The organism is Hyphomicrobium sp. MC1 (assembly GCF_000253295.1).
Classification (GTDB): Bacteria; Pseudomonadota; Alphaproteobacteria; order Rhizobiales; family Hyphomicrobiaceae; genus Hyphomicrobium_B.
This window is the reverse complement of the sequence record NC_015717.1, coordinates 1,266,340-1,282,906: the sequence shown is the minus strand read 5'-3', so window position 1 is coordinate 1,282,906 and position 16,567 is coordinate 1,266,340. Positions and strand designations below refer to the sequence as shown.

Annotated in this window: 15 protein-coding genes and 1 tRNA gene; 4 read left to right on the top strand and 12 right to left on the bottom strand. The window is 60.5% G+C overall.

The annotated features are described in order from the left end of the window. Window positions 1–341: 341 nt before the first annotated feature. Both murJ and HYPMC_RS06240 read right to left on the bottom strand, forming a co-directional pair. A complete protein-coding gene (gene murJ / locus HYPMC_RS06245) occupies window positions 342–1,889 on the bottom strand; it encodes a murein biosynthesis integral membrane protein MurJ (RefSeq protein ID WP_013947003.1) in 1,548 nt (515 codons plus the stop codon). Between the two features lie 151 nt (window positions 1,890–2,040). After that, window positions 2,041–2,115 (bottom strand) — tRNA-Lys (locus tag HYPMC_RS06240). A 279-nt stretch (window positions 2,116–2,394) separates the two neighbouring features. Here HYPMC_RS06240 and HYPMC_RS06235 point away from each other — a divergent pair. Next, complete coding sequence (locus HYPMC_RS06235) at window positions 2,395–2,589, top strand: hypothetical protein (protein WP_024275621.1); 195 nt, start codon at window positions 2,395–2,397, stop codon at window positions 2,587–2,589. Between the two features lie 140 nt (window positions 2,590–2,729). Continuing rightward, window positions 2,730–3,635 carry a DMT family transporter gene (locus tag HYPMC_RS06230; protein WP_013947000.1) on the top strand — a complete coding sequence of 302 codons (906 nt, stop codon included), beginning with the start codon at window positions 2,730–2,732 and terminating at the stop codon, window positions 3,633–3,635. Here HYPMC_RS06230 and tgt read toward each other — a convergent pair. From tgt to HYPMC_RS06185, 9 genes are all read right to left on the bottom strand, one after another. Then, window positions 3,601–4,803 (bottom strand): tRNA guanosine(34) transglycosylase Tgt, encoded by a 1,203-nt coding sequence (gene tgt, locus HYPMC_RS06225; RefSeq protein WP_013946999.1) that lies wholly within the window; start codon window positions 4,801–4,803, stop codon window positions 3,601–3,603. The two genes, HYPMC_RS06230 and tgt, sit on opposite strands and share 35 nt — an antisense overlap. 38 nt (window positions 4,804–4,841) lie before the next feature. Beyond that, entirely contained in the window at window positions 4,842–6,020 is a 1,179-nt protein-coding gene (locus HYPMC_RS06220) for an alpha/beta fold hydrolase (RefSeq protein ID WP_013946998.1), read from the bottom strand. Between the two features lie 94 nt (window positions 6,021–6,114). Further along, complete coding sequence (gene queA / locus HYPMC_RS06215; RefSeq protein WP_013946997.1) at window positions 6,115–7,218, bottom strand: tRNA preQ1(34) S-adenosylmethionine ribosyltransferase-isomerase QueA; 1,104 nt, start codon at window positions 7,216–7,218, stop codon at window positions 6,115–6,117. Between the two features lie 317 nt (window positions 7,219–7,535). Then, complete coding sequence (locus tag HYPMC_RS06210; RefSeq protein WP_013946996.1) at window positions 7,536–7,940, bottom strand: DUF423 domain-containing protein; 405 nt, start codon at window positions 7,938–7,940, stop codon at window positions 7,536–7,538. Then, window positions 7,940–8,416 carry a peptidylprolyl isomerase gene (locus HYPMC_RS06205; RefSeq protein ID WP_013946995.1) on the bottom strand — a complete coding sequence of 159 codons (477 nt, stop codon included), beginning with the start codon at window positions 8,414–8,416 and terminating at the stop codon, window positions 7,940–7,942. The genes HYPMC_RS06210 and HYPMC_RS06205 overlap by 1 nt, the downstream gene beginning before the upstream one ends. A 134-nt stretch (window positions 8,417–8,550) precedes the next feature. Next, window positions 8,551–9,090, bottom strand: coding sequence for a peptidylprolyl isomerase (locus HYPMC_RS06200; protein ID WP_013946994.1), 540 nt, complete (start codon window positions 9,088–9,090; stop codon window positions 8,551–8,553). Window positions 9,091–9,486: 396 nt separating this feature from the next. Further along, complete coding sequence (locus HYPMC_RS06195) at window positions 9,487–9,876, bottom strand: MGMT family protein (protein ID WP_013946993.1); 390 nt, start codon at window positions 9,874–9,876, stop codon at window positions 9,487–9,489. Window positions 9,877–9,885: 9 nt separating this feature from the next. Beyond that, window positions 9,886–10,389 carry a pantetheine-phosphate adenylyltransferase gene (coaD, locus tag HYPMC_RS06190; RefSeq protein WP_024275619.1) on the bottom strand — a complete coding sequence of 168 codons (504 nt, stop codon included), beginning with the start codon at window positions 10,387–10,389 and terminating at the stop codon, window positions 9,886–9,888. A gap of 219 nt (window positions 10,390–10,608) precedes the next feature. Further along, a complete protein-coding gene (locus tag HYPMC_RS06185; protein ID WP_013946991.1) occupies window positions 10,609–10,983 on the bottom strand; it encodes a cytochrome c family protein in 375 nt (124 codons plus the stop codon). 422 nt (window positions 10,984–11,405) lie between these two features. Here HYPMC_RS06185 and gyrA point away from each other — a divergent pair, with 422 nt between their 5' ends. Beyond that, window positions 11,406–14,156, top strand: coding sequence for a DNA gyrase subunit A (gyrA, locus tag HYPMC_RS06180; protein ID WP_041299816.1), 2,751 nt, complete (start codon window positions 11,406–11,408; stop codon window positions 14,154–14,156). Window positions 14,157–14,371: 215 nt separating this feature from the next. Here the strand turns inward: gyrA and HYPMC_RS06175 are convergent, their stop codons facing one another. Next, window positions 14,372–15,115: a Crp/Fnr family transcriptional regulator gene (locus HYPMC_RS06175; protein ID WP_244420988.1), complete on the bottom strand. Its 744-nt coding sequence runs from the start codon at window positions 15,113–15,115 to the stop codon at window positions 14,372–14,374. Between the two features lie 271 nt (window positions 15,116–15,386). On the opposite strand from HYPMC_RS06175, the gene HYPMC_RS06170 reads away from it, so the two are divergent. Beyond that, a complete protein-coding gene (locus HYPMC_RS06170) occupies window positions 15,387–16,079 on the top strand; it encodes an OmpW family protein (RefSeq protein ID WP_013946988.1) in 693 nt (230 codons plus the stop codon). Window positions 16,080–16,567 lie beyond the last annotated feature (488 nt).

Below are 16,567 nucleotides of genomic sequence, written 5' to 3'. Positions count from 1 at the left end.
CCACTCGCGATTTTCTGTCAAAGGGTTTGCGCGCCGCAAATAGACGAGCGGCGCCTAGGGGCAAAGTGATTGTAATACCGGGGGACTGGGGGGCGTCGGCCTTCGGGGGGGGGACGGCCGACGCCTGAGCTGGTGGCACGGGGGGAGTGCGAAACCAGCTTTCGCGTCTGAGGGAATGGACGAGACGCGCCATCATATTAATCTTTACACTGAAGACTTACCTAAAAATTGTCCGATTGCGTCACGCAACATTCCAGCCGCGCCTTCCGCGCAGGCAATTCAGCCACCGGACTGCGCTGAGGTCGATCAGCACGAACGAAGCCACACCTAGCGATGCTCGATCATTCGGATCGACCGGCAGCCGGCACTTCTCCGGCAAATTTTCCGAGCGGAAGACGCGTCCGAAACATCACGACCGCGATAACGTATGCGAGCCCCGAGCAACCGATAGCAGCGGCCAGCGCAGCGATGTCCACGAAATGCCCCGGAACAAGGGTGGCGCCAATTCGAGCGCCGAACCACGCGCCTCCTCCGGCCGCCACAGCCGCTAACAGTGCAGGCCCCAGCGCTCTGACGAAAATCTCTTCGATCGCTAACAGTGCGCGGCTCCGGCCAAGCCATGTGAGTATGGCGACATTCATCCAAGCGCCTAACGCAGTTCCAAGCGCGACGCCTGCCACGCCGAGACCGAAGCCCCAGACAAACACGACCTTGAGGATGATATTGAGCACGATCGACGTCACGGTTGCCCGCGCAGGCGTAAGCGTGTCGTGCCGCGCATAAAAAGTCGAAGACACGATGCGCACGAGTGCCATTGCCGGAAGCCCGGCGCCGTACGCCGCGAGCGCAGATCCCGCAAGCTCCGCCGACCGCGTGTCGAACGCCCCATGCGCGAACACCGCCCGCATGATCGTGTCGGGGATCGCGATGAACACAAATGCGAACGGCAACGTCAGCAGCAACGTTAGCGCTGCGGAACGATTTTGAGCATTGTCGGATCCGGCACGGTCGTTTCGCGCCAATCGCACCGACATTTCGGGCAGCAGGACGGTCCCGAGAGCGATGCCGAGAACACCGAGCGGCAACTGATTGATACGATCCGCATAATAAAGGGCAGTCCGGCTTCCTGTCGCGAGATAGCTGGCGATGACGAAGTCGATGAGCGGCGCCACAACCACGCTGGCCGCCCCGACCGTGACGATCCCGAGAGCCTTGAAGAATTCAGCGACCTCCGGCGTCCATCGCGGTATCGCGAGCCTGACGGAAAGCCCGTCGTGTCTCGCCGCCCAGAGAATGAACACCAGCTGGCAAAACCCGCCGATCAGAACGCCCCACGCTGCAGCGTACGCGGCATTAGGAAACCAGCTCGATGCGAGCAGTGTCGCGATCATCGATAAGTTCAGAAAGTTCGACCATGCTGCAGCCGCCCAGAACTTTCCGATCGCGTTGAGCATCGCCGATAGCTGAATCGCGACGACCGTCAGAATAAGGTACGGAAAGGTGATGCGCGCGAGACTGGCCGTCAGCGCAAGCTGTTCGGTTGTATAACCAGGCACGAGAAAGTGCACGAGCAGCGGCATGGCAATGATCGCGCCCACCAGCAGCACCGCCTGAGCAGCGATCTGCCACGTGAAGACTTGATTGGCGAAACGCTGAGCCGCGTTCAAGTCGCCTTTTGCGTGAAGCGCTGCATAGCGCGGAAGGAAAGCAGGATTGAGCGTCCCTTCTCCAAAAATGGCGCGGAAATAATTCGGAAAAAGAAACGCGAACAGGAACGCATCCGAGAGCATGCCTTTGCCCAGGATCCACGCCATGAGCACGTCGCGCGCGAACCCGGTCATGCGCGACAAGAGCGTAAACCCGCTGACCGAAAGCAGCTTTCTCAGCATTGTAGCCCGACATGCTGCGAGGCTAGGTTGGGCACAGCCCCGGATTTGCGAAATAAGCGATTACTGTCGCTGAAGCACTCTTGGTACGGCGGCCCCTCGGATCTGCCCCTGGATCGCACTCGCCTCGAAAAGACTAACCCATTGATTCTGGTGGTGAGCCCGGTTGGGATCGAACCAACGACCCTCTGATTAAAAGTCAGATGCTCTACCGCTGAGCTACGGGCCCTTTATCACACCAAATCAATGACTTAGACAGAATGCACTGCCAAGCTTGATCCCGGCCCCAAGCCACACCGCATCCACCGGATGGGGATGGGCACGTCGCGCGCCGAAGCGTGCTTATAGAAACGACCTTCGGAACCCGCAACCCTCATTCTATCAGCCCTTCTGGCGGATGGTCGCAGCCCCGCAAGAAACGCGGGTGGCTCCCGAAGTTGCGGCGCGCTATATCACCGACGAACTAGGCGCCTGAGATGCGCGCCACCTCTAACGATTGGAAATGACTATGGCCGACACCGAGACCCTTGCCGAAATCGAGCAGCGCATCGCCATCCTCCGCGACAACCTTCGCGAACTCGTCGAGCAGGCTGCCGGATTTTCCGGAGCGGCCAACGAGGAACTGACCGCCGACCGCATCAATGAGCAGCAAGCCGAACTCGACGAACTTCTCAAAAAACGCGATGCAATGACCAAGTCCTAACGGGCATCGCATAAGCCACGCTTTCCCTGCGTCCGCCGACGCGCTGACGCGGGGCCTCGAACACGGAACCGAATGGTGGCGCTCGCCGGTTACCCGGCGTGGCTGAGCCGTGCACCCTTTATCGCAGAAGCAATCTTCCGATGCCCGATCGCCTGAAGGCCATCCTCCTCGTCTGCGCCGGGGTCATCCTATTCTCGGTTCTCGATACGACCGCGAAGTACCTCGGCACGCGGCTCGGCGTTCCGGTCTCGCAGATCGTATGGATGCGCTTCTTCAGCCAGATCTTCTGGATCACCGCTCTGCTCGGCCCCGCGGGAATGCTGAGCCTCTTCAAAACAGCGAGCGTAAAGCTTCAGCTCACCCGTTCGACCTTGATGGTGCTGACGACGCTTTTGAACTTCGTGGCCGTGAAATACCTGCGCCTCGACCAGACGCTGTCGATCACGTTCCTGACGCCGCTCGTCGTCGCAGCGCTCGCCGTGCCATTGCTCGGCGAGCATGTTGGCTGGCGCCGCATGATGGCGATTGCCGTCGGCTTCATCGGCATCCTGATCGTTGTGCGCCCCGGCTTCACCGCGATTCAACCGGCATTCGCTTTCGCGTTCGGATCGATGTTTGCCTATTCGCTGCTCTTGATCGTCACGCGCAAGCTTTCGATGTTCGATCCGCCTCTGGTCACGCTCAACTACGGCTCGATCGTCGGCCTCGTTGCCTCAGCTCCGTTCGCCTTTCACGACTGGATCTGGTTCCCGAGCGTCGAGATATGGACGATGTTGCTCCTGCTCGGCGCCCTTGGCGGCGGCGGTCACTTCCTGCTGATCCAAGCCTACCGGTTCGCGCCGGTCTCGGCGGTGACGCCCTTCATCTATGTCGAACTCATCAGCATGATCGCGCTGAGCTACTTCGTGTTCGGAGACAAGCCCGATCAATGGAGTTTTATCGGCTCGCTCGTCATCGTTGGCTCAGGGCTTTACCTGATCCATCGCGAGCGCATCGCGCATAAGGAAAACCTCATGGCGCTGGAGCCGATTGAGGAGAAGCGATGATCCGCGCCTTCGTCTCTGCCGCCCAGTCGTCGAAGCGGCCTTCGGCGATTGCCGCGCGCATCGCAGCCATCAGGTCCTGATAGAACACGGTGTTGACCCACGACAGGATCATCGCGCCAAGAAATTCGCCCGACTTGATCAGATGGTGGACATAGGCACGCGAAAAATCCTTCGCTGCCGGACACGAACTGAATTCATCGAGCGGCGCCATATCCTCCGCGAACTTCGCATTCCGAAGGTTAAGCGGACCGCCCCAGGTGAAGGCATAGCCGTGCCGTCCGTTCCGCGTCGGCATCACGCAATCGAACATATCAACGCCAAGCCGCACGCTTTCGATCAGATCGAGCGGCGTGCCGACGCCCATCAGGTAGCGTGGCTTCTCGGACGGCAGATGTGGCAGCGTTTCGCCGAGCGTAGCGATCATCGCCTCATGACCCTCGCCGACCGCGAGACCACCGACCGCGTAACCCGGAAAATCCATCGCAACGAGCGCATCGGCCGAGCGATGGCGAAGCGGAATATCGGTGCCGCCCTGCACGATCGCGAACAGCGCCTGCCCCGGCCCCGCACCGCCTGACGCAAGTTGCATCTCGAAGGCGCGCTTTGAGCGCTCGGCCCAGCGCAGCGACAATTTCATCGCGCGCTCGACTTCTTTGCGCTCCGCCGGAAGCTCGATGCATTCGTCGAACTGCATCTGAATGTCGGAACCGAGCAGACACTGGATCTCGATCGAACGCTCCGGCGACAGCATGTGCCGCGAGCCGTCGATATGCGATTGGAACGCCACGCCCTCTTCCGTGATCTTGCGGATCTTGCCGAGGCTCATCACCTGGAAACCACCCGAGTCCGTCAGGATCGGCTTTTCCCAGCGCATGAACTTGTGCAGTCCGCCGAGCTTCGCCACGCGCTCCGCGCCCGGCCGCAGCATCAGGTGATACGTGTTGCCGAGCAGAATGTCGGCGCCGGCATCGCGCACCTGCTCAGGGTACAGCGCCTTCACTGTGGCAACCGTGCCGACCGGCATGAACGCCGGTGTGCGGATCACACCCCGCGGCGTATGAATCTCGCCAAGCCGCGCCTTGCCGTCTTGCGCCAGCTTCCGGAATTCGAAAGCCGAAGTACCTTCCGGCACCTCGGAAGAAGGCGTATCAACCTTAGTCGTTTGCATTCAAATCTCTTCATGCGCCGGCTCTCGTCCGGACGTTTTTATTTTTCGATTTTGTCGACTATGGCCTTGCCGGGCTCGACGATGATGGTGCTGAAATTCGGAGCCTTATCGCTATGCGCTAGATCGGATGTCGGCGCGCCGGTCTTGATGAAAGAATCGATATCCTTCGCCACCGTTTCCGACGCCGACCATTGAATGTTGTGACCGATGTCGCTCTCCTGCGCCCCTGAAGCAGGCAGCGGCAGCTTACCGAATTCCTTCCAATAGAACGTCAACCCCGTCTTCGCAGCGGCCTCCTTGAGCGACGCTTTGATCTCGTCCTGGTCTTTCGCAAGGTAGATGCTGTCTTGCGTCGCCCACAGCACGAGTGTCTGCACCGACATGCTCTTCAGGCGCTCGGTATTATCCTGGGCCAGTAGCCCGCGCGTTGCGCCGATCCACGTTCCCAGACGGGTCTTTGCAGTCTCAGGCGTATAGGGCTTCAGAAACGTGGGCTGCGCCGCCGGATCGAGCGTCCAGTTGGCCGCGATCCATTCCATGGCTTTGGGATCGGCATCGAGCGGCGTCAACTCATAAACGCCGGCAGGAAACGCCAATCCTTTTGCTTCCAGCGCTTTTTTCCAGGCGCCTTCGACCGTCTGCTTCAGCACGAAATCGCTAAGCGCCGCATTGCCGACGCTCTTCGCTCCCGTCGCAACAAGAATGGCATGCCCCACCATCTCCGGATGGCTGAGCGCGATTTCCTGGACGACGAACGATCCCATCGAATGCCCGGCCATATCGGCCTTGGCAATTCCCTTCGCCTTCATGAAGGCAACGACATCGCCTGCCAGATCCGACATGCGATAGCATTTTTCAGGGTCGGGCGCGCACGCTTTGGCGTCCGGCATGCTGCTTTGGCCATGCCCGCGCAAATCAACGGCGATGATGTGAAAGCTAGGGTCGATCTTGTGAAGATCATCCATCGACAGTGACCACGAACGGACACTATCGGTCAGTCCGTGAATGAGAAGAACAGGTTTGCCATCCGCGGGGCCGACTTCGATGTAGGCCATGTCGATCCCCGTCGGCAGCTTCTCGACGCAGCGTGGCGTATCGACGGACGTACATGCCGCGCTTTCCGCCCGAGCGTTTTCGCCGGCACACAAGAACATGCCCGTCGTCAGAATTGCGATCGCGCTAAGTCGGAGCAGAAGGGCACGCATATGAGATGTCATCGAGGCTCACAGGAACGAGGCGGATTGCCGGGATTGGCACTCCCAAGCTTAGCAATGCGATTTGTGCAAGAGAAGTAGCGCCGACGATGCAATATTAACCGCCCGTGTCGCGAAACAGCAGGCTCGCGTCGCCATAGGAATAGAACCGGTAGCCAGAGTGGATCGCGTGTCCGTAGGCTGCGCGCATCGTGCCGAGGCCGGAGAACGCCGAGACCAGCATGAACAACGTCGAACGCGGCAGATGGAAGTTCGTCATCAGCACGTCGATCGCCTTGAAGCGATAGCCGGGCGTAATGAAAATCGCAGTCTCGCCCGACCACGGCATGATCGTGCCATCCTCACGCGCGGCGCTCTCGAGCAGCCGAAGCGATGTCGTGCCGACGGCCACGATCCGGCCGCCCCGCGCGCGCACTTCATTCAACGCAGCCGCAGTCTCAGGCGAAACCTCGCCCCACTCCGAATGCATCTTATGGCCATCGGTATCGTCCGCCTTCACCGGCAGGAACGTGCCCGCGCCGACATGCAGCGTCACGAAATGGCGCGAGATGCCGCGCGCATCGAGTGCTGCGAACAGCTCCGGCGTGAAATGCAAACCAGCGGTCGGCGCCGCAACCGCTCCGTCCTTGTCGGCATAGATCGTCTGATAGGTGTCGCGATCGCGCGCATCGGGCTCACGCTTCAGCGCAATGTAGGGCGGCAACGGCATCGCACCGATGGCGGCAATCGCTTCATCGAGCACCGCGCCCGACAGATCGAACGCCAGTTCGACTTCGCCCGCCTCGCCTTTCGCTGCAACCGTGGCATCTAACGCACCGAGCATGCACGTATCTTCGCCATGCCCGAAGCGAACCCGATCGCCGGCTTCGAGCCGTTTCGCCGGCCGCGCAAACGCACGCCACGTGTTGTCGCTCACACGCTTCGTCAGATTGAAATCGACCTTGGCGCGAACGTCGCCACGCGCCCGCACCCCTGACAGCGCCGCCGGGATGACCTTCGTATCGTTGAAGACGAGCGCATCGCCCGGCTGCAACAGGCTCGGCAGATCGCGAATGGCTTTGTCTTCGAGGTCGGCGTCGTCGCGCGCGCAACTGCCCTTCACCGGATGCACGACGAGCAGCCGCGCGCTATCCCGCGGCTCGGCCGGATACAGCGCGATGGAGGCATCTGGTAAGACGAAATCGAAAAGATCGGTACGCATGCGCGCGACTTACCCGATCATCGGCCCTGGCGGAAGGCGCGAAACACCCCACCATTAATATCGGGTCCACGAAGGTCGCGGGCGACCATTATCCCTGCAACGTCATCCCGGCGCAGGCCGGGATCCAGCCAAACAGAAACAGGTCATTGGCTGACCATTGCCTGGGTGCCGACCTTCGTCGGCATGACGGTGTTGAAGGCGACAGCCTATCCTTGCGTGGCATCCTCGGCTTGTCCCGAGGATCCATCAGGCAGCGACACCTGAGGGAGCAAGTTATTTGCTCTCTCAGTCTCTCTCTTGGGGAGAGCACGCGCGCATCAATTCCGCCCGCGGCTGCAAAAGCCCGCAACGGCGACGAGCACCCAGCTCAGGATCATCCCCGAGCCGCCGATTGGCGCCAGGAACCGGAACGACGCGTTGTCTGTAAACGTGTGAAACGCGATCTCGCCGGTAAACACCGAGGCCGCAAGCAGCATCAGCAGCGCCGCCGCCGACCAAAGCTTCGGACATGCGCTGCGAATGGCGACCGCAAAAATCCCGACAGCCGCCGCCGCGTGAAGCGTCAGAACCGTCGCGGCCGTCGCCAGCACAGGGCTATCGACCTTATGCGCCGCCGCGGCCGAAAGCGCGACGCCTGCAGCACCCGCAAGCCCAGCCCATACCGGAATGAGAAAAGGCGCACCCGCTGGCGCGCCTTCGCCGTTATCGCCGGGGACCGCCATCAGGCAGCGTCCGCCGCGACGCGGACCTTAATCATCTTGTCCGGGCTCTTGGGCGGCTCGCCCTTGTTGATCTGATCGACATTATCCATGCCCTCGATCACCTTGCCCCAGACGGTGTACTGCTTGTCGAGAAAGCGCGCGTCGTCGAAGCAGATGAAGAACTGGCTGTTGGCCGAATTCGGGTTCGAAGACCGCGCCATCGAGCAGACGCCACGCACATGCGGCTCGGCATTGAACTCTGCGGGCAGGTTCTCATACGACGATCCGCCGGTGCCGCGACCCTGCGGGCAACCCGTCTGCGCCATGAACCCATCGATCACGCGATGGAACACGATCCCGTCATAGAACCCCTCACGCGCCAGCGTCTTGATGCGCTCGACATGCTTCGGCGCCAAGTCCGGACGAAGCTCGATGACGACAGGCCCCTTGCTCGTCTCGATCAGAAGCGTGTTTTCGGGATCTTTGTATTCGGCCATTTCGGAAAGTTCCTTTCTTTTCTTCCCCTCTCCCGTCCAAGGCGAGAGGGCTAAGCTGAGGGGTGGCGGCGACACGAAATAACGAGCCGCCCCTCGTCAATCTGCCAAGTGGCAATAGGGAGAAGGCGATTCAACTACTGAACGTAGACCTTCTGCATCACGTCGGGATTGGTCACTGTGCCCGAGCCAGGCTCACCGCGCTTGATCATGTCGACATACTGCATGCCATCGATGACCTGTCCGAAGATGGTGTATTGGCCCTTCAGGCCTGCGCAGCCGATGCTATTGAAGCAGATGAAAAACTGGCTGTTCGCTGAGTTCGGGTCCGACGACCGGGCCATCGCAACCGTGCCGCGCTTGAACTCCTCATCGGAAAATTCTGCCGGAAGGTCGGGCAGCTTCGAGCCACCCATGCCCGTGCCGGTCGGATCGCCGGTCTGCGCCATGAAGTCGTCGATGACGCGATGCCACTTGATGCCGTTGTAGAAGCCCTGGTTGGCGAGCGTCTTGATCTGTTCGACCGTCTTGGGCGCAAGATCCGGCCGAAGCTGAATGACCACCTTGCCGTTCTTGAGCTCGATAACCAGCTTGTCGCCGTCGGCGCGTGCCGTCGAACCTGTAAACACGCTCGCCATCAGCAGCGAAGCGAGAACGAACGATAAAAACCGAACCATGGCGTTCCTCGTGGATGAATGATTTCGCCAGGCTTTTTCCGGGCCAATCCCGGCCGCCTAGCGCCGCGGCGGGCAGTGTTGCCGCCCTTATGGCGATTTGACGGCTAAGCCGCAACCCACAAGGCGGAATTACGTATTCGACGCCTCTCGAACAAGGCGAAGGCCGGGATGCTGGTAAACCGAAATATCGGTCATGTTGGCCGTTGTCTGGGTGCCGACCTCCGTCGGCATGACGGTGGTTGGGAGCAACCGCGCTTTTCATGTCATCCTCGGGACGAGCCCGAGAATGATAAATTTGCGCAATACACCAAACGTCATCCCGGCGCAGGCCGGGATCCAGACAAGCTTCAGCAGAGCATCCTTACGCTGCCTGGGTGCCGGCGCCGGTGCCTAGCCTTAAGGCCGATCTTTCATGCCGCGCGATCGCCCGCCCATCTTCGACGGCTCTTCAGGTGCCTTTGCAAGCAAAGACTTGTCGTCGAACCCCGAGATCATGTGCCGTTCGAGGTCCTGAACGATCCCCGCGGGCGAAACCATCACGCCCTCTCGTACCAGCCGGGCAAACTGCTGATCACGATGCGGTCCGCGGCCGATGGCGCCGCCTTTGGCGACCACGCGATGCCAAGGCACAAGATCGCGTTCGTCTTCGGAAAGCTGCCCCATGAGCATGACGACGAGTGGAGCGGGAACTCCGAGTTCACTCGCAAGCCTGTCGGATGAGGCTACGCGGCCGAGCGGAATTTTTCGCAACAATTTCAAAAGTTCGGCTTTGACCGGCAGCACCATATGAGTGCCTTAGCGAGGTTTCGCGGCCTTCGCCTTGAGGCGCTTCAGCACGCCTTTCGAAACGAACGGCGAGGGATCGCCGCCCATCGTCGCCACCGCCCGCACGAGGTTCGCCGCGATGTGCCGCACGGCAGGAGACGCCGCAACATAGACCGTCTGGATTTCCGGCGCCATTTCGCCGTTCATCCCAGCCATCTGCATCTCGTAGTCGAAATCGGTGCCATCGCGCAGGCCGCGAATGATGATCGACGCTTTGTGCATCTGCGCCGCATCGACCGCCAGCCCCGAAAACGTCACGACCGCAATCTCGGTCTTCGTCGCCTCGGCGATGGGCCGCACTTCGTCTTCGAGCATAGCAACGCGCTCGTTGTCGTCGAACATCGGCGCTTTGCCCGGATTGACGCCGATGCCGATGACGAGTCTGTCGAGCAGCCCCGCAGCCCGCCGGATGACGTCAGTATGCCCGAGCGTCACGGGATCAAACGAGCCGGAATAAAAACCGATGCGAGCCATATGTGCCTTCACCATTCAGGAATGTCCTGAATAGCCTCTGCCCCTCCCCTTGCCCAGAGGGCTCTGTCGAACATCGCACAATACGATGAAAATTGTCCGCTGGGCGCCGTTCCCTCCGCGCAAGAGTCGTCGGAGACCCAATATCGGGCCTTCGGCACACATCACGCTGGATCCTCGAACGGCCTCGCTAGCTCGCCGTTCGAGGATGACAAGGGTGCCTCACTTCGGATTGCTTTTCAGAAAATCGATGATCTGTTTGCGCGTCGCCGCATCGCCGACGCCGCTGAACGGCTTCATGTTGTTATTGGGAACGACCGCATTCGGGTTGGTGATGAATTTGTCGAGCGTCGCCTCATCCCACGTGATGCCTGACGACTTCATCGCACTCGAATAATTGAAGCCCTCAGCCGTTCCAGCCTTACGGCCGATAATGCCGTGCAAGGTCGGGCCGAGGCGATTGTCGCCCTCCTTCCACGAATGGCAGGTCCGGCAATTGTTATTGAACGCTTCCGGCCCAACCTCTTCCGCCGCAAACGCCGTCTCGATCAGCATCGGCGACAATGCGATTGCACAGCCAGCAAATATCGCGCGCATGACAGTCCTCCCTCCGACGCTGTGCGCCGGATGTTTTGCTTTTTGCAACTTGTTCCTGCTTCGCCAACGCAATGAACGAAATGCCGTTCCGCGTGAAAAGCCGGGGCCGTCAGCCATCGCGAAAACGCCCGCAGGCGGTCCGCGGAGGCGTGCGCCGCGCAGTCTTCGGCGCACCGATTCTGCCACCATTCCACGCCGTTCGCCGCGATCTCGCCGGCACGTCAGGGCGGCAATCGCAATACGGCCAAACACGACTCTATAACCGTTTGATATAAAATAGATTTTTCAAATTCTGTGGAGCCGTGGCACGACGCCGCGCAGGTGGCATTCGGTTTCCGTTTCAGCTACAGTATAAGCACTGGTTTCCCGTCGGCCGCTGGTGCGTATCACCCCCGCCGATCTCATCCCGGAAAGAGCTGACTTTGACCGACAATAACGACGAAGAAAATCCGTCCGGCCGCGAGCCGAGCGACATCCGCCCGATCTCCATCTCGGACGAGATGAAACGCTCCTATCTCGACTACGCGATGAGCGTCATCATCTCCCGCGCGCTTCCTGACGTGCGCGATGGCTTAAAGCCCGTCCACCGCCGCATTCTCTTCGCGATGCACGAGCTCGGGCTCGACTGGAACAAGAAATACGTCAAGTCGGCGCGCATCGTCGGCGAAGTGATGGGCAAATATCACCCGCACGGCAACCTTGCGATCTACGACGCGCTTGTGCGCCTCGCGCAGGATTTCTCCATGCGCGTGCCCCTCGTCGACGGCCAGGGCAACTTCGGCTCGATCGACGGCGATCCGCCTGCAGCCGAACGCTACACGGAATCGCGTCTCGCCAAGGTCGCGGGCTTCATGCTCGATGACCTCGACAACGACACCGTCGATTATCGCGACAACTATGACGGCACGATTCAAGAGCCGACCGTTCTGCCCTCGAAATTCCCGAACCTGCTCGTCAACGGCGCAGGCGGCATCGCGGTCGGCATGGCGACCAACATCCCGCCGCACAACCTCGGCGAAGTCATCGACGCCTGCATCGCCGACCTCGACAATCCCGAGGTCAGTCTCGAAGACCTGACGCAAATTATCCAGGGCCCGGACTTCCCGACGGCTGGCATCATCCTCGGCCGCGGCGGCATTCTCAATGCCTACCACAAGGGCCGCGGCTCGATCATCATGCGCGCCCGCGTCAAGGTCGAGAACATCCGCAAGGACCGTGAGGCGCTCGTCGTCACCGAGATCCCCTATCAGGTCAACAAGCGCACGCTGATCGAAAAGATCGCCGATCTCGTGCGCGACAAGAAGATCGAAGGCATCTCCGACCTTTGGGATGAATCAAACCGCGAAGGCATCCGCATCGTCATCGAATTGAAGCGCGATGCCGTCGCCGACGTGGTGCTCAACAACCTCTATAAATATTCGGACCTGCAGACGACGTTCGGCGCCAACATGCTGGCGATCAACGGTGGCCGCCCGGAAAGCCTGAACCTCAAGGACTTCATCTCGGCCTTCACGAGCTTCCGCCAGGAAGTCGTGACGCGCCGCATCAAGCACTTGTTGAACAAGGCCCGCGCCCGCGCTCACGTCCTCGTCGGCCTGGCCATCGCCGTCGCCAACATCGACGAAGTCATCAAGCTCATCCGCTATTCGGCATCGCCCGCCGAAGCCAAAGAGCAGTTGATGGCGCGCGACTGGCCCGCCAAAGATATGACGCCGCTGATCGAACTCATTGCCGATCCGCGCCACAAGGTTTCGGCCGAAGGCACGTATCGCCTCTCGGAAGAGCAGGCCAAGTCGATCCTCGAACTGCGCCTCGCCCGCCTCACCGCCCTCGGCCGGGACGAAATTTCCGACGAGTTGAACAAGATCGCGACCGAGATCAAAGAATACCTCACGATCCTCGCTTCGCGCGCCCGCGTCGTCGACATCGTCAAGGGCGAGCTGCAGTCGATCAAGGACGAATTCGCGACACCGCGCAAAACCGAGATCATGGATTTCGACGGCGACGTCGAAGACGAAGACCTCATTCAGCGCGAAGACTGCGTCGTGACCGTCAGCCACAAGGGCTACATCAAGCGCGTGCCGCTCGCCGCCTATCGCGCCCAGCGCCGCGGCGGCAAAGGTCGCTCCGGCATGTCGACGCGCGACGAGGATTTCGTCACGCAGTTGTTCGTGACCTCGACGCACACGCCCGTGCTGTTCTTCTCCTCGCGCGGCATGTGCTATCGCATGAAGGTCTGGCGCTTGCCGGCTGCGTCGCCGCAGTCGCCGGGCAAGGCACTCGTCAACCTGCTGCCGCTGGAAGAAGGCGAAGCCATCACCTCGATCCTGCCGCTGCCGGAGGATTCCTCCACCTGGGGCGACCTTGAGCTGATCTTCGCCACCCGTTCCGGCAACGTCCGCCGCAACGCTCTGGCGGACTTCGAGAGCATCAATCGTAACGGCAAGATCGCGATGAAGCTCGACGAGGGCGACCGCATCGTGCAGGTCGGCATCTCGACACCGAACCAGGATGTGCTGCTGACCAGCGCGGAAGGCCAGTGCATCCGCTTCCTGATCTCCGACGAAATTCGCCTCTTCAAAGGGCGTGACTCGACCGGCGTTCGCGGCATCAGGCTCGATGACGGCGACGAAGTGATCTCGATGGCGATCCTCAATCACTTCGAGGCGCCCGCCGAAGAACGCGCCGCCTATCTGAAGCAGGCGAACGCACTTCGCCGCTCGGAAGATGCCGAGGATGCCGAAACCGTTCCGGCAGAGAGCGACGGCGAGGAAGCCAGCGGCGACGCCATCACGCTCACGCCGGAGCGCTTCGCCGAAATGCAGGCTGCCGAGCAGTTCGTGTTGACGGTGTCGAACAGGGGCTTCGGCAAGCGCTCGTCGTCATACGAGTTCCGCACCTCGGGCCGCGGCGGCAAAGGCATCGTCGCGATGGTCGCGAACGAGCGCAACGGCCGTCTGCTCGCCTCGTTCCCGATCGGTGAAAACGACCAGATCATGCTGGTGACGGACGGCGGCCAGCTGATCCGCTGCCCGGTGCACGACATCCGCATCGCCGGCCGCAACACGCAGGGCGTCCGCATCTTCAAGACCGACGCGGATGAAAAGGTCGTCTCAGTCGAGCGCATCACCGAGGAAGAAGCCGAAGAATCGCAGGAAGCCGTCAGCGAGTAATCGCTTCACGCCACAAATGTCATGCTCGGGCTTGTCCCGAGCATGACTGAGCGGAAAGCACAACGACACCCCAGGCACAACGTCGTCCCGGCGAAGGCCGTCGTAGACGGTCGCTTCCACGGGCATAACGATTTTGGAAGTGGAACGCCCTCCACACCGGTCATCTCAGCCAGCGACCAAAGACAACAATCATCGCGTTGCTGAAAGAAAGCCCGTCAGCGGATAACCGGCAACCGTCCGTTGCCATGAGCGGCGACGATGGCTTCGCTCATCGGGCAGCGTTCCATCAGCGCCCGCCAGTCGCGCACGACGATCTGGAAGCGCCCGCGGCGCTCGATGATCCGCGCCGTATTGAAAGCCGAGAACGTCCGCGAGATCGTATCGGCATTGAGCGACAGGTAATCGGCAATGCTATAACGCGACAGCGGCAGCTCATACGCGATCATCCCGCCCGACGAAATGCCGAGCCGCGTCCCCGCCTCGATCAGAAACGCCGCAACGCGCTCTTCGGAATTGAGAATAGACATCTCCGCGGCGTGCATCTGCGCCCGCGCATTCTGATCGTTGATGCGCGCAAAGATCGTCTGCCAAAGCTGACTGTCGCGCGCCGCCTCCTCGGCGAATGCCGATGCCGTCAGCTTCCAGAACTCCGCTGGCCGCTGCGAGACCAGCGCCAAATTCGACAACGGCGGCTGCAGCTCGGGAACGAGAACGTCCCCCGGATAAAATAACGCGGTAATGACGCGAACATCCGATCCCGGCGCTCCGCCTTCCATGCCGACGACACCTTTCGCCGCCACGTAGACATTTCCCGATCCGAGAGAGGAAAGCGCATATCGATTGCCAAGGCGAACGAACTGCGCGCGGCTTCGAAGCCTGCCAATCCCCGCTAATCCCGGTTCCAACTGCACGCGGTCTTCACTGCGTGGCGTCAATCGTGCGGCAACGTCATATGTCATGGGAGCATGTGGCCCGACTCGCGCCGGCATATCCGGCCATTCGGTTAGTGTTATCCAACCGTCACGAGACGTAGCATTTGATGTGAATCAATAAATGCCGTGTCGCTCGTGTCACAGCGAACCCAATCACGCCGCCACTCTGACTCCCATCAGGAGAGAGGCTTAAAGCGCTCTGTGCCTTCCTCCACAACGCTACGATAACTCGAAGGGGAGCCATCGAGTCGAATGCGACTTTGCGATGGCAGGAAAATTTGAAGAAGGGGAATTGAGAATGCGGCGGCTTGGGATAGGGACGTTGACGGTGCTTGCGTTGATATCGGCGTCGGCATCGGCGCGGGCTGGCGACTACAGCGGCGACACTTTGGTTCGTGTCGAGGGCTCTGTTGTCGTTCCGGACTCCGGCGCGCACGTCTATAGCGGCGGCACCACATTGTCGGGCGCCGACGCCGAGATCAGCACGGAAACGATCCCGTCACTCACGATCACCCATTTCTTTACCAAGAACATTGCGGCTGAACTTTTCTGTTGCTTCGCCAAGTTCAGCGCCGAGGGCAAGGGCGCCATCAACGGCACCAACCTCGGAAACTTCTGGGCTTTCCCGCCAGTGGTCACGCTGCAATACCATATGGACCCGATCATGGGCTTCAAGCCGTATGGTGGCGTTGGTTTCCAATACATCCATTACTTCAATACCAATAGTGGCGACCTCGGCGGCAATCTGCACCTGAGCGACTCCTTCGGCTTCGCCCTCCAGGGCGGCGTCGACTATGAGATCGGAAACGGCTGGTACTTGAACGCCGACGTCAAAAAGATCTGGCTGGATACCGATGCAAACTGGCGCGGAACGGGCATCACCGCCAAGGTCGACGTCGACCCCCTCATCGTCTCAGCCGGCGTTGGCTATCGCTTCAACCTTGCCGATCTCCTCAGCGGCCGCAGCAGCGAGCCCGTGCCGCTGAAATAAACGCCCCACTAAAACCGACAGCGAGACCAACAAAGGCCCGGAGTTTTCCGGGCCTTTGAGCATCAAGGCTGACATATCTTAAAGAATATCCCGCCGCCACCATAAGGGCCCTTCTGCATTCTCTTCCCCCGCAACCGATCCGGACACGACGCTCAGGCTTGCACGGTTAATCGGCGACCACAAACGCGTACGCGGCGAGCAATCACATCACAGAACGGAAACTGCGGCGGTCTAATTAGAGCCGGTAGCGCCCACCTGCACGCTCAAAAATACGTTCGATTTTATTAATTGCTTCGTTCCGGCGTATCTGCGTTTAACGCGACTTTTATATTTTTGCCTGTATAGAGCGCGTTTCCGAGCGATACGTTACTTGCTGAGCTGATGATGGCCAATTCATTGCGCATTTCCGCAGCAGCTCGCCCTTTGAAACAAGGCATTCCCGGACTTCGTCCCTCCGCTAGCAAAGTATGGGCGCGCGCCATGCGCCC

Bases quoted from the DNA above. Each gene is read 5' to 3' on its own strand.
- coaD (WP_024275619.1), bottom strand. From the start codon at position 10,389: ATGGCTCGCATCGGTTTTTATTCCGGCTCGTTTGATCCCGTGACGCTC.
- HYPMC_RS06195 (WP_013946993.1), bottom strand. From the start codon at position 9,876: ATGGTGCTGCCGGTCAAAGCCGAACTTTTGAAATTGTTGCGAAAAATT.
- HYPMC_RS06210 (WP_013946996.1), bottom strand. From the start codon at position 7,940: ATGGCGGTCCCCGGCGATAACGGCGAAGGCGCGCCAGCGGGTGCGCCT.
- HYPMC_RS06205 (WP_013946995.1), bottom strand. From the start codon at position 8,416: ATGGCCGAATACAAAGATCCCGAAAACACGCTTCTGATCGAGACGAGC.
- HYPMC_RS06235 (WP_024275621.1), top strand. From the start codon at position 2,395: ATGGCCGACACCGAGACCCTTGCCGAAATCGAGCAGCGCATCGCCATC.
- murJ (WP_013947003.1), bottom strand. From the start codon at position 1,889: ATGCTGAGAAAGCTGCTTTCGGTCAGCGGGTTTACGCTCTTGTCGCGC.
- HYPMC_RS06200 (WP_013946994.1), bottom strand. From the start codon at position 9,090: ATGGTTCGGTTTTTATCGTTCGTTCTCGCTTCGCTGCTGATGGCGAGC.
- HYPMC_RS06170 (WP_013946988.1), top strand. From the start codon at position 15,387: ATGCGGCGGCTTGGGATAGGGACGTTGACGGTGCTTGCGTTGATATCG.
- queA (WP_013946997.1), bottom strand. From the start codon at position 7,218: ATGCGTACCGATCTTTTCGATTTCGTCTTACCAGATGCCTCCATCGCG.
- HYPMC_RS06175 (WP_244420988.1), bottom strand. From the start codon at position 15,115: ATGACATATGACGTTGCCGCACGATTGACGCCACGCAGTGAAGACCGC.
- tgt (WP_013946999.1), bottom strand. From the start codon at position 4,803: ATGCAAACGACTAAGGTTGATACGCCTTCTTCCGAGGTGCCGGAAGGT.
- HYPMC_RS06220 (WP_013946998.1), bottom strand. From the start codon at position 6,020: ATGACATCTCATATGCGTGCCCTTCTGCTCCGACTTAGCGCGATCGCA.
- HYPMC_RS06230 (WP_013947000.1), top strand. From the start codon at position 2,730: ATGCCCGATCGCCTGAAGGCCATCCTCCTCGTCTGCGCCGGGGTCATC.
- HYPMC_RS06185 (WP_013946991.1), bottom strand. From the start codon at position 10,983: ATGCGCGCGATATTTGCTGGCTGTGCAATCGCATTGTCGCCGATGCTG.